The sequence below is a fragment of the Pseudomonas sp. GYB4201 genome (genome assembly GCF_056312595.1).
The window spans coordinates 117,452-131,139 of sequence record NZ_JBWGIG010000015.1 but is presented as its reverse complement, the minus strand read 5'-3'; the positions used below and the strand labels follow the sequence as shown (position 1 = coordinate 131,139).

Below are 13,688 nucleotides of genomic sequence, written 5' to 3'. Positions count from 1 at the left end.
CAAGCCCAATTCATTCACGGACTGGATCTTGTTTTACTGTTGAAATTTTTTTTCTGATTAGGTCATATCTAGCCCAAGGCAGCCGCTTGGTGCGATTGCGCAAAAACCTCTCAAATGTTATCGAAATTGCTCGCCAGTCATAATCAAGTGATAGCGCAGTCGAACGAATATAGCATTGAGGACCAAAAAAATTGTGCTGCCGTCATCCAAGTCATGTGTTGCAACGGGCTTTACATTTCGATACCCGCATGGGCCTGACGGTCGCCCATCGGCCCAGAGTTTGAAATATTCACAGAAGGGGTGCCGTACGTTCAGGGGAAGCTCTGCCGTGGAGATTATCGTGGATAACAGTTAAGCTTTTTACGTCTGGCGCCATTTCAATGCGGATCATGCCCAGCCACTTTCCTTCCATCGAGGTAGCCATGGGCGCAATGAGTGCGCTAACCTCCTGTGGGGCATGAAAGTTATCATTGTGCGTCGGTCCTCAATAGGCAGGGCAACTAGGTTAATAGTTTTTGGATCTGCTGTTTTCTCATTTCATCGGAGTAATGCGGAGGAGGTTGGTTAGCCGTGCCGTAAACGTGGATAATTTAGTCTCCAGTCAACCTGAGAAAGGGATTGTCCTGCAGCTTTTTTTCGCTGAGTTCGAGGGGATCTTTCAACAGGTATCCGTTCAGTTTTCCGCGTTTTCGAGGACCTTGAACTTGGCACGACCAGATGTTCTGGCCGTCCGGCCTGCGCAGGTGAAGGTTCAGTTTTTCAAAGCGTTTCTGGACGTTTAACCAGGCTTGCGAGCCTTCAATATGGCTGCCTTTCGGTTGGCGCTCCGAGGTGTAACGTTGGAAGATCCCCGGGGTCACCAAGAAGTATGTACCGCTGACGGTATGCACCTTCGCTTGGCTGTCGTTGATGATCAGGGAGTGGTCTTTCAATCCAGCGCGCAGCCACTCCACGAACTGCTGACCGAGATCGTTGTTGCTCTCTGGAGTCAACTCCGGCTCGCTGGAAGGGGGGGCACTAGGCTCGAACTCGGGTGTTTCAAATAGCTCCAGAAGGGGCCCTAGGTAGTCGCTGTCCTCCATTTCGGAAGGGCAGGGCTTAGTAGGGTTGGGCCGGTTCGCATTGGCTGATACAGGGTCGGCCGCTGTCGGTGTGGTGTTACCGGTACCGGGCGAGGTTGGCTGTTCTGCGGGGTCGGAGGTGCCCTCAAGGACGGTCTTGAGGGTGCCGGTGAAAGTGGGCGGTCGGGTTTCATCCGCCCAAATCAATGAGGGCTGCAGGCGCAGGAAGGTGAACTGTTGCTGCCAGCCTTCATCGGTCACCGCAGCGATCCAGATCGCCTTGCCGTCAGGCGTGGGCTCGACCAACCCGTGCGACTGCAGCTCATCGAATAGGGCGATGTTGGAGGAGGGGATGCCATCCACGGATTGGGCCAGCAAGTAGGCGCGCAGCTTGTCGGTGGCGGTCTTGCTGACCAGCCACAGGTGTTCATCGGTAAGCCAACCGGCGGCGCCAGGCTGATTGAGCTTGAACTCGTTTTTCACCAGGTGACGCAAACCCATGATGAGATGGTGCTGCAGCGAGTGCATGGGTGCCTGCAGGGCCTTGTTGGGGTTGGCGCCGATGTTCTGTGCCGTCGAGGCGCGGTCGGCCTGCAGGACCAGCTCGCCGAGGATGCCGGCGTGCTCGTAGTGGTTGGCCAGCAGGTACAGCAGCTTGCCCCACAGCGCGGGGTAGCCGCTGAGCCAGTCGAGGATAGGGCGGTGCAGCACCTGGGTGTACAGCAGGCCGGCAGCGGCGCCGTGCAACTGGTAATCGCGGCCTTTCAGGTAGCGAAAGCGATAGGGTTGATCCAGGGGGCCATGCCAAGGGTGCCAAGTTTGACCTTCCTGGTATTCGACCTGCAGGTCGACGGCGATCTTGCCGATGTCGTGGAGCAGGGCGCCGTAGGCAATGCCGGCGCTCCAGGCATCGGCCTGGGCTGCCTGGTCTTCCGGAGCGGCACCGCTAGGCAGCAGATGGGACTGGCGCAGCTTGAGGCTGCAGGCTACCAGCTCCAGGCCATGGTCGAGCATGCCGCCGGGGTAGGCATGGTGGTGGCTTTCACTGGCCGGCAGCTGCTGGACATAGTCGGCGTAGCGGCGGATCGGTCTCAGGTAGAGCTGCTCGAACTGCGGCTGGGACAGCGCCGTGTATTGCCAGATGCGCTCGAGCAGCTTCTGCCGGTGTTCGGCGGCGAGCAGCGCTTCGGCCGTCATCGGCGCGTAATAGCCCTCGGCAATGGGGGCAGGTAGGGGCGTGGGGACTTTGGCCTTTTCATGCGTGAACCAGCTCGGCATCGTCGCCACCTCGGTTGAATGCCATAAGGTCCTTTTGCCTTTTCGGATAAGCCTCTTACCCTTGCCGGCCCTTCCTTTGCCGCTCTTACCCTTTACCCCATTTTCCTTTTGCCAGGGGGCGTAAATCTGAACGTGCAAGCGTCGCATATGGGCAGGGTGGTGATGGCGGATGGGCCGCCGTTCTCTGGCCGAAGCCGCAGGCACAGTGCTCATTCCAGGCGACGGGAGCGATCGACACCTGGGCATGAGCACCGCAGGGGTGGGTCAATCAGTATCGCCAATGCGCGTCTGGGGGATGGCGCTGATGGCAATCTCCCGGGCGCGTAGAGCGCCCATGGCCAGAGCTTTGCCGACAGAGGCACCTGGCAGGTCTGCGTAGCTCTCCTCGGCGAGCATTCGTCCGCCACCTTCATAGACACTCAGGAACATTTCGGTAGCGCCACTGCGGGCGATTCTGGCCCTGACATCGATCTCTGTGCCATCGTCCAGCGTTTCCCCGTGCACCACGGCGTAGATCCCGCGGTCCTCCCACGCGGTGAAGCATGAGCCTCGTTGACGCATGACTGCCTTCTCCTGTGTTGCGCCTGCATACCCGCCTGGATGACATGGCGTGCGCCAAGGATAGGACTAGATAGCGGAGATGGCGTGAGTGAGAAGAAAATAAAGTGTGTGCTGGCGTGCCGGCATCAAGATGACAACGCGGACATCGTCCGGATAGCTCGGCGAGCATTGGCGGCCTGGGTTTCGTCATGGCTTGGCTTGATCTAGGTTCGTGCAGTCGATTAGGCTACTTTCAATTGCCCCAACTACATTTACGGAGCCTTAGCTTCGGCGCGCGGCCATTGCTGGCGAAAGCGCCCTTGAGTATTTGACGATGAATGATTCACTGACAGAACAACAAATGCGTGAAGCATTGTTTGGCCCCTCCAGCCTAGCCACACCGACCGAAACGGACGATGCCTCTGAACTGCAGTTCGTGCCGAGCAAACGCACGGTGTCGAAGTCCACTACGAAGCAGGCGACGTCGACTTCGTTGTTTCCGAAACTACGTGTCACCTTGCAGGTCGGCAAAACCTTTGAGGGTGAGGTTGAAAGCCTGGTTCATGATGCTCGGACGTTGAGCACGCTGTTGGCGGAGCAAGAAGCCCGCGAGCTAGCCAAGAAAAAGAAGTACAAGTACATCGAAGTTGTTTCAATCACGCGGGTATGACCTCAATCAGGGGGCATCGGCGGACACCGCCTGGCGGCAGTTGTTGAGTGCATCCCCGCTTGATATTCCGGCGGCTGGTATCAACTAGTTTTGAACCTTTCGGCTATCCTTTGCTTCTGAAGTGCAGTCGCATCTAAATAATTTCATCTTGCAAAGGGATTTCCCATGTCAAAGCTTGCCGAATTCAAAGCCCTTGAGGCGCAACTCGCCGCGAAAATTCAGCAGTTGGATGCGTTGAAGAACGACGCCGAGTTGAAGCGTGAGATCGAGTTCGAGAGCAAGCTCAAGGCGTTGCTGGAAGAGTACGGGGTAAGCCTGAAGCACATCGTCGCTATCCTTGACCCCGTCAACGCTGGCGGGCGCTCGGCCGCGAAGTTCTCAGCCACGCCGCAGCGCAAGCCACGTGAGCTCAAGCGCTACAAGCACCCGCATAGTGGTGAAGTGGTGGAAACCAAGGGTGGCAACCACAAGATCCTCAAACACTGGAAGCAGGAGCATGGGGCGGGCACGGTGGAAAGCTGGCTGCAGTAGTCTGAGGCGGTGGGGCATCGACCGAGGGCCTCTCCGGCCTGCTTGTTTTACCACCGCAGCTGCAGCACTCGGCAGGCGCATACGGAACCTGTTTGTATTACAGTGGCTTCCTTCGGCCTGCTGTTGATGGGAACCAGGCGACACGCACACCTTCCGCTGACGTTGGCCCAAATGTCAGTCTCCAGCCGGCGCCGTTTGATCGAAGACTGACAGCAAGAGCTTTTCCAGGTCCAGCCACGGGTGCTGGCTGCCTTCTGATTGAGCGCTGCATCGCGCGGTATGGGGAAACACGCGGTAGGCCTGCTGCGATGGCTGAGTGTTGCCGCAGTGGCAACATTGAATCGTTGTTTCAGAGAGCCGCCAAGCGGCGTTCCAATGCTGCAACCTGCGCTTCCGGTCTGGCATATCGCTACCGCCTTCAAGTGACGCATAAGCTTCCACGCTTTAGTGGCCAATAGCTAGGCGGTATCCCTCCGTTTATCGGGCATTAGGCGCTTGAGCAAGAACGAATATCGCGCATCCCGGCAGTTTCTCCAGGTCAATTGACTAAGGATCCAACAAAGCTGAATTAGTCGAGGTTTTCAACGGGCAGTGACAGATAACCTAGGGGGGAGGACGCTGGATGATCCAGCGATTGGCGCACGATCCCCCGACCGGCCCTGAGACCTGCTGGAAAGCTTTTACGCGCAGCTCAATCGCAACCTTGGGCACATTGAATCTAGATCGAGGCGATACGGCCGGAGCAGGCCAGATGCACGGAAGGGCGTAGGGAATCTCAGCAGGCAGAGCATGAGCCTGCGCAATCAGGCCCACCCACGGTTGAGTTCAAGTTCCATCTGCTGGGCTGGGTATCTGCGCAGCAAGAGGGTAGGGCGCTGGTAATTCATCGGCGTCTACTGGAGTAATCCGTGTTATCAACCCTCGAATTACGTCACGTTATCGAAACAGCTTTCCTGCCCGGCGAATGTGAATGCGAGATATCAGACGATGGGATCGTCTCCATCACGTTACTCAACACCGCAGATCATCAGTCCGACTACTTCATTTCGGGCATACACGTATCGGAACTGGCGACCAGCCGCTCGATTGCGTCCCTGGTCATGGTCCTTAAAGAAGAGGCGCGCCTTTCCGGGATTCTCGCTGAGTATCGCCGCAAGCGAGCCCCGTCAAGCAAAAAAAAGCCCGCATGGGGGCGGGCGGGGATTTCAATCAATCACAAAGGAGTGTTTTTACCCTACGGTAAAAGGGGTGAAAAACTTCGTGATTGGAAAGCGTTAGCGCTCGCTGGTGCTGACTTTCACGGCATCCGTTGGCAGGTCCGCAAGCGGCGGTAGGGCTGGGGGTTGAGCATTCCACGTTGGCGCAGCCTGATAAACGAACGGAGTGGGCTGTGGCTCAAAATACCGATGAAGGTACTCAAGCTCTTGCGCTACCAGGTGGCCGACACAGGCTACCCCGACAATCGCAATGAACAGACACGCGCAGTCAACGATGCGTTTAGGCACAAGTCGCATGATGTTTCCTCGACCACTGGAAGAATCGATGGTAATTCGTGGCTGAGGAAACGCAAAGCCCATCCGGCGGCAATGAGAAGGTTGCGCGCTCTGCGGGCAAGCTTAACGCCCGTTCGACATGATTGAGGTTTTCCACCCGATCCAAAGCAAAGGCCGCAGTGGGGCCTTTGATGGTAGGGTTGGCTTACGCCGTCAGCCGCTCACAGGTTGCGGTCGCTTCATGTGACTGCAGTGCCAATAGATACTCCGCGGCTTCACGGGCCAATCCGCTGGCACGGAAGATGGCACGCTTGTCCTCCCGGAGAATACTTAGCCATTAGGCCAGGTACTTCTCGTGGCGCAGCTCTCCCTGTATGCCGGCCAGGGCGCACAAGAACGCTGCGCTCATCTCCGCCACCAGTTCCTCGAACGCGTATTCCGCAGAGCCGAAGCGGTGTCCGCCGTTGATGCCATCGCGTTGGAGTCGGGAGTGATGGTCGGACCAGTGCGTCAGCCCCTGCAAGGCCGTGGCGTAGTAGCTGCCGACGTCCTCGCACTGGGCCTTTGTGGGCAGTTGAATCAGGTCGCGCAGCGATGGTAGAAAGCATCATCTCCAAAGCGATGCTCGATGCGCGCACCCGATAGCTGCAGGACCCGCTCGGCTGGCCCCTGGTCGATGAAGGGGGCGGCGGCATCTGTTTTACCTGTATCCTCAGGCTCGCTGGCCAGGCCCTCGGTTTGTTCGATGTTGAATTAGCAATGGGTACGCAGCAGTGCGAACTGCACCCTCTTGATGTTGCCTTGTTCATCACGGACAAGCTCGCCGTGCTCGCTCTGGGCCTCCTTGCTCATGGGTTTGTACAGCACGGCCAGGGTGACCGCCTTGCGTGCCTGGTTGAAGGTCCGCCACCGATCCTGCCGATAGCCGCGCAAGCGAGCCTCCGCCCAGAGCAGGGGGGTGTTGATGCCGGCGTAAGCTCGGCGGGTGAGGGCATTGGTGGGGAAGGGTGAGTCAGCACCTGCACTAAGTGTTGACCAAGGCTTGATCCAGGGAACCACCGCCTGATCGAGAGCAGTGATGATCTTGTTGGTGACGTCGAGGTTGATGTCTGACATGACGTTGTCCGGAGGTGGGAGGGAACGCCGCCCGACTGGGAGGGGTTCCCGGTGGGGTGAAAGGAGTGTTGCATGGTATATTTGCTGTAGAGATAAAAGGGATTACCTATCAATAAGTTACGGAAAGCTGGTTTGAGCTGATACCAATTTGGCGCTTTTCCAGCTCGCTCCCGTCGAGCTTGAGTTAATCCAACGCGCATACGTTGACAGCAGCATCTGCACGCTATGGCCGAGCTGCTGGGAGATGAATGCGGGGTTCAAATTCGACATTAAGCATATTGTCGCCTAGGTGTGACGGCAGTTGTATGGCGGTCTGTACCGGATTCCCAGCGTTTCGAGGGTCGGGCCCCACTGCTTGTGCACGTCAGAGGTCTGTTTTACGTACTCGCTGTTCTTCGAGGGCGGGAATACGTAGGGGGTGGTGAGGATCTTGCCGGCGCCTTTTTTCCGACGTTCTGCATACTGGCGGGCGAATTCTAGGGCGTGCAGCGCCCGGTCGTTGAGCAGCACGAAGCGATCCTTGCCGGTCTTGGTGCGCTCCTCGATCTCGCCCAGGGCTACCGTGCGGCACACATGGGCGTGCTTCTTGTTGAAGTCGATGGCATCCCAGCGCAGCGCCAGGGCCTCGGACAGCCGCAGCCCGGTGAAGAAGGCGAACTCGAAGAAGGCGGCGTAGATGGTGCTGGGCCAGTGCTCATGCTGGTACATCATTGGCAATGATGGCGTTCGCTCCATCCAGGGTGAACGGGTCGATTTCCTTCTTCGAGCGCTTCGGCAATTCCATGGCCTCGGCCGGGTTCTTTTCGAGCAGCCCATCCTTGACCGCGGAGCTCAGGATGGTGGAAAGCTTCACCAGGGCGTTACGCTTCACGCCCGGGGGTGTCTAGGGGATACGGGTGATGATGCGGCGCAACAACGTGGGAGTGATGAGGTCGATTCGCACCAGGGCAAGCTTCGGCATCCAGTACAGGTTCAGCGCGCCCTTGTAGTTCAGGCGCGTGCCCTCGGCGATCTCGCGGCTGTCAAGCCAGAGCTGGGCATATTCGCCGAAATTCGACTTGCGCCGGCGACAGTCACCGAGCCTGGGAACAGCTCGGCATACTTATTATCGTCCAGCAGCCCGTGCTTGTTGAGGCTGACTACCTGATCGCGAAGCTTGGATGCAGCTGCGATGCCTTTTTGTGTCGTGGGATAGCGGAGCGTTTCGCCCCGGCGGACGCCGTTCCAGGTGAATCGGATACGCAGAGCGTTGCGGAAGACTTCCACCCCCCGGGGCATACCCACTGACTTTCCAGCCATTCGTCATATCTCCTAATGTGTAGATGATGTTCTTGCCATGCTTAATCCAGACGCCCATGGGGATCTGTTTGCGTGCGCGCCGCGCCCGCAATGCCGGCACCGTAGTCCCAAGCAGCTCGGCCATTTTCTCTTCCGATACCTTGTCCAGTTCGAGGACAATAGCGAGATCGCGTTCTGCGCTCATATCGATGTCCCTTTCAAGGGATTTCACCTTGCCCTACGGCGAGGGCGCCATGCCGTGACCGTCCATAAGGTTGGTGGCAGATCCAAAAAATTTGGTCTATATAAAAAGTGATACTCAGTTAGTGCGTATAAAGCAGGGAAAGCTATATGAATTGTGCGATTTGCGCGGTGCCAGCAGAGCGGTTTCAAAGTGATGAGTATTGGGAGGAACGCGTGTGTCCGAGGTGCGGTCACTACAAGGTCGCTGTGGATCTCGTTGAGCATTTGATCGAGGAGGGGCAGATTTTCGATATTGAGAAAACTCGCCTCTGGCTGTGGCAAACGAGAGCCGAATGTCCTACTCCAGAGATCACATTGGCGAATGTAATATTGGCGGTAGGTCACTAGCCAACCTAGAGCGTCTCTCAGAATCGGCTGCACAAGCTCTGGTCGCATGGTTGATTTGGGAACATGGTGAGCTGGATCACCCTTAAAAGCTCAAGGGATGCTTGGCTGGATAGATGCGTCATAAACCATTTGTGGGAGCGCTTTGACAGGAGGTTGAAAGTGGTATATCTCAAGGGATAGTCTTATAGAATTTGAGGCCCCCAGGGAGGACAAAAACTAATGCCTAATCGCGGCTGTAAGTTTTGGGAATGGGCAGATGGCGCGCTCCATCATCGAAGTCATTATGAAAAAACTATGCGATGGAACGACTATTGATGTCCAGGCCAGACTCTCACGCGATGGCCACACTCAGATGTTCATCGGTGTATACGGACCGGACGGTGCCCTTCTCGCAGAAGAGTATTATCCATGCCTACAGAACGAGACCATCAGTCACGCCTTGTTGCGTGCGGCTGAGAGGGCTCGCTTTTTTGCAACCTCGGCCAACATCGTGGTTGCACCCACTCCTCGCAAAGCCTCATCCCGCGCGCCCCAGGCTGGGTAGCATCGAAGGCGGGAGCGAGGAGACCTAGAGTTTCCTGACGATCTAGGGACAAGGTACGAGGCCGTTGGCAGTGCTTTCAGTCCATAAACCCATGTGGCGCCGTGCCGGGTAAATGTGATGCGACTTAGAGGAGCGGTATACCTCCAATGGACAAGCTCTGCAGTAAGGCCTATGACGCATAGCGGTATCCTTCCGGGAGGAACCCAAATTGACGTGCAGGTGCAAATATCTGCTAATAGGTTGAGCTTCGTGTTTGTGGGCGTTTACCTGAGGAGCGGACGGTGTATTTTTGAGGAATGCTATGGGACGCTCCATCGTGACATTCGAGAAGCTCTTAACTGGGGCGTTTATACGGCTAAGGTGGCCGCGTTGAAGGTGACTTCGGTGCGTGCGGAGTGACCTTAGAAACCTTGCAGCTAGATTTCCACGATCTTTCTTTGTCAGGTTTGCGGTCGCTGCCTTTAGAGCTTTTTTTCAGCACCCCGTCGATCCACTCCTTCCGCTACCAGTATCCGGGTTGGTCATCAGTGCCCAGGTGAATTTCGTGGGCCTTGCCGCGATTGAGCGAGCGAACCGCGCTGATCAGCTCGTCCAGTTGCTGATCCGTCTCTGTCAGGCGCTGCTACAGGGCTGCTTCATGGGCCTGGCCTCGCTTCAGGCCAAGCGCGTAGCTCGCATCCTGAAGGGCGATCAGGTCGTCATTGCTTCGGGGCGAGTGGTGCACAAATTCGTTGTGCAGACGGTTGATCTCGTTCTGATCGTCTTCTGGGTAGTTCATCTATCTGTCCTCTGCGCCCGCCGCAGCAGGCTATGATGGGGGGTAGAGTACAAATGTGCTCGTGTCGCTACGCGGCAGCCATCATCGCTTCGAGGATGCGCTGGCCTGCCAGCGGCGGCACCGCGTTGCCCGCTATGTGCATGGTCAGTCGGTGGTTGTCAGGCCGCAGGGTGCTGGCCGGGAAGCTCTGGGCGGTCAGGGCTTCACTGGCGCTAAGCATCCGCATTACGTCACCGCGCACCAGAGCCCAGCGGTCGAGCGTGGTGATGGTTCCGATGGGGCGGCTGGTGCACCGTCCGGTGAGACCTGAGCCCTTGCCGTAGTAGGGCATGATGAACTCGTCGCCGAACCCAGCTCGGCCGTTGGCCACGCGCGCCAGGGTGGCGGCGGCCCGGCCTGGCTTCTCGATGGGCGACCACTTGCCCGCCGTGAACTCGAGGAAGCTGGCGGCGGGCACGTGCTGGCGCTGGTGCAGCTCCAGCATCAGCGGTGGCTGCGGGTCAGCACCAAGAACAGACGCACCCGGTGCTGTGGCACGCCAGGTCCGCGCAATCGACGATGTGGGGTGCGACCAGTAACCGAGCGCCTGCACCGCCTGCAGCCAGGCCGGATAGAGCGCCCACCCCACGAACTCTGGCACGTTTCTACCACGGCGCCCGGCGGCCGGTGATACTCGAGGACCGACACGACGGCCCAGGCGGTGGAGCGGGACGAATCGTGCTGCGGGTTGCCCGAGGCCTTCCCGCGCGCCTTCGAGTGCCCTTGGCAGCAAGCAGCAGGTCGTGGCCGGCCACGTGCTCCCAGCGCGCTTGGTGCAGGTCCTGGCACACGTGGTCGGTGGCGGGGTATTACGACCCATCGAAGACCCTCGTCCTTGGCTCCAAGTATGGTCTCGAAGCGCTTCTTCTCAACCTTTACACGGGCGGTGTGGAAGTCGAGTATTAAGGAGTCGACGTCCACGACTTCTACTACGGCAACGACGACTGACCATCCGGCGCTGCCCGCCAGCGCCTAACCACACCTACCCCTATATCGCCACCATATGGCTCAGCCCTCTGCCCTCGTTCCGCTGTTGGGCAGCACGAATTGCTTCACCCCAGGCGATACCTGCGGCCTTAGCTTCAGCAGCGCTCGGATATAGTGTCGCCCGGCAAGGGGGAAGGTGCACGCCATCAATCACTACACAGTCGATCCCCCAGGCTCCCGAGTCACCTGTAGATGATACGGAAACCACCACACCGTTCTGTTTGGTCGTCTGGACTTGCATGCGCAGCTCCAATTTTCAGTCAATCGGTATACGCCACCCTGACCCAAGATTAGCCGCTGCTCGACTGGAAATGGGGGGTAATTAATTTGGCACGGCGACGCTAGCAAGCAATCCAGGCCAAACCTGCAAGGCCTCGGCCTGACGCCTATTTGCAGATATCCGCAGGCGTCTGGGATTTCCCCCGCAGCACAAATTTGGAAGACTCCATGATGGTCGATCGGACCTCGGCAGTCGCCTTCCTTAGCTCTTCCTTGAATTCCTCTGAAGTTCTCATTGAACGCTCTTTTAGGGGGTAGTTCCGCAGGCTGCGCTGAAAAAACACATCCGCAATCAATCATTAACCGCCACCTCAGCCAGCCATCGGTAGGCGGGCGGCTGCCTGGAGCACCCCATGACCGAACACCAACCCGATGAAAGCAAACTCGAGCGGGTGATCCGCAAGATCAAGCGTTGCCTGGCGCTGTCGCAAAGCGGGAGCGAACACGAAGCGGCTACGGCCATGCGCCCGGCCCAAGCGTTGATGCGCAATCCACAAACCCACCTGCCGGGTGCTCTCGACAAACACGTCCGCCGAGAAGTAGCACTCCTCGCCCGGTGCAGCGCCGATCAGCGGCTGTACGCCGGCCGCGTTGTTGCTCAGAAAAAGTACATGCCAGCCACTCCCCGCGGCGTCCGCAACAACAACCCCGGCAACATCGACTACAACCCGCGCAACGCCTGGGTGGGCCAGCTGGGCCTGGAGCCCAAGACCGCCGGCGTGCCGAACCCGCGCTTCGCCTTGTTTGACTGCGCCGAGAACCGCATCCGCGCGATCGGCAAGTTGGTGCTCGTCTGTCGGGGCAATGAGAACAACACCGCTGCCTATATCGCGGCCGTGGCCAAGCGGATGGTGGTGCTGCCCGGCGTGCCGCTGGTGCTGGGCGACTTCAAGACCCTGCTGGGGCTGGTGATGGGCATCATCAATCACGAAAGCGGGGGCATCCCGTACGCCCAGGCGGTGATTGAAGACGGCGTGCGCAGGGCGCTGGCATGGCGCCCGCGCAGTTGAAGGTGCTGGGCGTCGGCCTGGCCGCGCTGTTACTGCTGGCGCTGGGCGCCGGGGCCGGGTGTGGCTGGCCGCCGGGTACTACCGTCCCCTGCTGGACGCGGCCAACGGCCAGACCACCACCTCCGTGGCTGCGCGGGACAACCTAGTGCAGCTCACCCAGGAGCAGGGCCAGCAGTTGGGCGACCTGGTGCAGCAGGCCAACGACCGAGCAGCCGAAGCCGCTAAGGCCGTGGCCACCGCCCAGGAACAGGCCCAAGGCGATTACAGCGAGGCGAACCGGATTCAGCGTGAGCACATCGGGGGCGACAGCTGTGCGGCTGCCACCACGGTAATCGACAAGGAGCTGGGGTTATGAGGCGATTGCTAGCCTTGGGATTGGGGACGTTGCTGGCGGGCTGCGCGCGCCAAGAGCCGGAGGTGTGGACAGTCAGGGTGGAGGTGGCCGTGCCGGTGCCGTGCACGGTGGCGGCCGTAGAGGTGCCGGCCTTCGCCACGGTGCGCCTGAAGAAGAGCGACCCGGTGGAAACGAAGGTCCGGGCCTTGGGCGCCATCGACGCGGAGCTCTAGAATGGCAGGTTAAACCCGTACTCTCGCAGCGATGGGGTAAGGGCAATTTATCTGGTAGCGGAGTCTAAATCGATCCAGGGGGAGGTATTCTCAGGCGTGATACAACCAGCGACGTGTACGAAGGGAGATTGCCTATTGTCTTCGCTCTGCCTCGCTTTGCATCTCCTGCATTCAACGGTGTTGTTGGATAAGCGCCAGCGGTTGTTCCACTGGATCAGTAGTTCTGCTTTCTTCACAGCATGCACACTCTGTCGTGAGGTACAGGAAGGGCGTGCCAAGGGTGCTTGGTACGCATTTTCATATGTTAATCCACCACCGCCCTTGAGCGCCATCCCAGTGTAGTTCCCAGCTGTAAGCCTTTTCTGATTAATGCACAGTTTCTGCATCGGGCTTTTTTGTCTGAATTAACGAGTTCTGCGTATGCCGCAACTGATCCCTCGCAGCCTCAATACCGCCTGCTAAGCGATTAAACGCGGCCATTAGCGCCTGAAATTCTGATGCAGAAAGTTGTTCCAGCGCGTCCTTTAGCTCGGGGTGGTTAGCCATTAACTGAGCGCGGTTTTCCTTGGTGCTGCTCATCGTGACGACCTCATTACGGATTTGAAAGTCGGACCTCGCCCTCCAAAGCGAGTTCCACGGGTATTGCCGCTTTCTGCCTGACCAAAGGCTAGAGTATTACCCGATCGGGATTGTCAGTTTTTTTTTGGAGGCGCTATGTCAGTCAAGGTAAAGACCCTGTGCGGTGACGATATGCCGGAGAGGTATCGACTCGCAGGACACGAAGTAGTATTTGCTGTGACCAGCCTTGATGGTTCGGTCACCTATTTTGAGTCGGATGAGGAGGCGGCTATTGCAGCGGCGAGGATGTCGTATGAAGGACGGGATACGTTCAAAAACGATGTCGGGGATTGAAGGAGTGCGCAGAC

Annotated in this window: 10 protein-coding genes and 4 pseudogenes; 7 read left to right on the top strand and 7 right to left on the bottom strand. The window is 58.3% G+C overall.

Annotated elements, in window-relative coordinates:
• Window positions 1–590: 590 nt before the first annotated feature.
• Window positions 591–2,339, bottom strand: coding sequence for a MobH family relaxase (gene mobH / locus AC0Z2B_RS16425; RefSeq protein ID WP_476298040.1), 1,749 nt, complete (start codon window positions 2,337–2,339; stop codon window positions 591–593).
• Between the two features lie 264 nt (window positions 2,340–2,603).
• Window positions 2,604–2,900: a hypothetical protein gene (locus AC0Z2B_RS16420; protein WP_476298039.1), complete on the bottom strand. Its 297-nt coding sequence runs from the start codon at window positions 2,898–2,900 to the stop codon at window positions 2,604–2,606.
• A gap of 313 nt (window positions 2,901–3,213) precedes the next feature.
• Here AC0Z2B_RS16420 and AC0Z2B_RS16415 point away from each other — a divergent pair, with 313 nt between their 5' ends.
• The 3 genes from AC0Z2B_RS16415 to AC0Z2B_RS16405 all read left to right on the top strand — a co-directional run bounded on the left by AC0Z2B_RS16415 (window position 3,214) and on the right by AC0Z2B_RS16405 (window position 5,414).
• Window positions 3,214–3,549 carry a hypothetical protein gene (locus tag AC0Z2B_RS16415; protein WP_475503362.1) on the top strand — a complete coding sequence of 112 codons (336 nt, stop codon included), beginning with the start codon at window positions 3,214–3,216 and terminating at the stop codon, window positions 3,547–3,549.
• A 165-nt stretch (window positions 3,550–3,714) separates the two neighbouring features.
• Entirely contained in the window at window positions 3,715–4,080 is a 366-nt protein-coding gene (locus AC0Z2B_RS16410) for a histone-like nucleoid-structuring protein, MvaT/MvaU family (RefSeq protein WP_475503361.1), read from the top strand.
• A gap of 908 nt (window positions 4,081–4,988) precedes the next feature.
• Window positions 4,989–5,414 carry a DUF1652 domain-containing protein gene (locus AC0Z2B_RS16405; RefSeq protein ID WP_476298036.1) on the top strand — a complete coding sequence of 142 codons (426 nt, stop codon included), beginning with the start codon at window positions 4,989–4,991 and terminating at the stop codon, window positions 5,412–5,414.
• A gap of 364 nt (window positions 5,415–5,778) precedes the next feature.
• On the opposite strand, the pseudogene AC0Z2B_RS16400 reads toward AC0Z2B_RS16405, so the two are convergent.
• The 4 genes and pseudogenes from AC0Z2B_RS16400 to AC0Z2B_RS16385 form a co-directional block, all read right to left on the bottom strand.
• Window positions 5,779–6,689 (bottom strand): annotated as a pseudogene (locus AC0Z2B_RS16400) (ArdC family protein).
• A gap of 109 nt (window positions 6,690–6,798) precedes the next feature.
• Window positions 6,799–7,988, bottom strand: a pseudogene (locus AC0Z2B_RS16395) (tyrosine-type recombinase/integrase).
• A gap of 1,736 nt (window positions 7,989–9,724) precedes the next feature.
• Window positions 9,725–9,880, bottom strand: a complete 156-nt coding sequence (locus AC0Z2B_RS16390; RefSeq protein ID WP_475503360.1) for a hypothetical protein — start codon at window positions 9,878–9,880, stop codon at window positions 9,725–9,727.
• Window positions 9,881–9,947: 67 nt separating this feature from the next.
• Window positions 9,948–10,710, bottom strand: a pseudogene (locus AC0Z2B_RS16385) (DNA cytosine methyltransferase).
• Window positions 10,711–11,538: 828 nt separating this feature from the next.
• Here AC0Z2B_RS16385 and AC0Z2B_RS16380 point away from each other — a divergent pair.
• From AC0Z2B_RS16380 to AC0Z2B_RS16370, 3 genes and pseudogenes are all read left to right on the top strand, one after another.
• A complete protein-coding gene (locus tag AC0Z2B_RS16380; protein WP_476298034.1) occupies window positions 11,539–12,195 on the top strand; it encodes a DUF2786 domain-containing protein in 657 nt (218 codons plus the stop codon).
• A gap of 145 nt (window positions 12,196–12,340) precedes the next feature.
• On the top strand, window positions 12,341–12,550 hold the full coding sequence (locus AC0Z2B_RS16375; RefSeq protein WP_475503358.1) for a hypothetical protein: 210 nt from the start codon (window positions 12,341–12,343) through the stop codon (window positions 12,548–12,550).
• Window positions 12,547–12,738: pseudogene (locus AC0Z2B_RS16370) on the top strand (hypothetical protein); the annotation flags it as partial. The gene AC0Z2B_RS16375 and the pseudogene AC0Z2B_RS16370, both read left to right, overlap by 4 nt.
• A 390-nt stretch (window positions 12,739–13,128) precedes the next feature.
• Here the strand turns inward: AC0Z2B_RS16370 and AC0Z2B_RS16365 are convergent.
• The gene (locus AC0Z2B_RS16365) at window positions 13,129–13,341 is read right to left on the bottom strand and encodes a hypothetical protein (protein WP_476298032.1); all 213 of its coding nucleotides are present in this window, start codon (window positions 13,339–13,341) and stop codon (window positions 13,129–13,131) included.
• Window positions 13,342–13,476: 135 nt separating this feature from the next.
• On the opposite strand from AC0Z2B_RS16365, the gene AC0Z2B_RS16360 reads away from it, so the two are divergent.
• The gene (locus AC0Z2B_RS16360; RefSeq protein ID WP_475503356.1) at window positions 13,477–13,674 is read left to right on the top strand and encodes a hypothetical protein; all 198 of its coding nucleotides are present in this window, start codon (window positions 13,477–13,479) and stop codon (window positions 13,672–13,674) included.
• The last annotated feature ends 14 nt before the right edge of the window (window positions 13,675–13,688 follow it).

Excerpts from the sequence above, each read along its gene's own strand:
- AC0Z2B_RS16380 (WP_476298034.1), top strand. The coding sequence starts at position 11,539 with ATGACCGAACACCAACCCGATGAAAGCAAACTCGAGCGGGTGATCCGC.
- AC0Z2B_RS16360 (WP_475503356.1), top strand. The coding sequence starts at position 13,477 with ATGTCAGTCAAGGTAAAGACCCTGTGCGGTGACGATATGCCGGAGAGG.
- AC0Z2B_RS16390 (WP_475503360.1), bottom strand. The coding sequence starts at position 9,880 with ATGAACTACCCAGAAGACGATCAGAACGAGATCAACCGTCTGCACAAC.
- AC0Z2B_RS16410 (WP_475503361.1), top strand. The coding sequence starts at position 3,715 with ATGTCAAAGCTTGCCGAATTCAAAGCCCTTGAGGCGCAACTCGCCGCG.
- AC0Z2B_RS16415 (WP_475503362.1), top strand. The coding sequence starts at position 3,214 with ATGAATGATTCACTGACAGAACAACAAATGCGTGAAGCATTGTTTGGC.
- mobH (WP_476298040.1), bottom strand. The coding sequence starts at position 2,339 with ATGCCGAGCTGGTTCACGCATGAAAAGGCCAAAGTCCCCACGCCCCTA.
- AC0Z2B_RS16420 (WP_476298039.1), bottom strand. The coding sequence starts at position 2,900 with ATGCGTCAACGAGGCTCATGCTTCACCGCGTGGGAGGACCGCGGGATC.
- AC0Z2B_RS16365 (WP_476298032.1), bottom strand. The coding sequence starts at position 13,341 with ATGAGCAGCACCAAGGAAAACCGCGCTCAGTTAATGGCTAACCACCCC.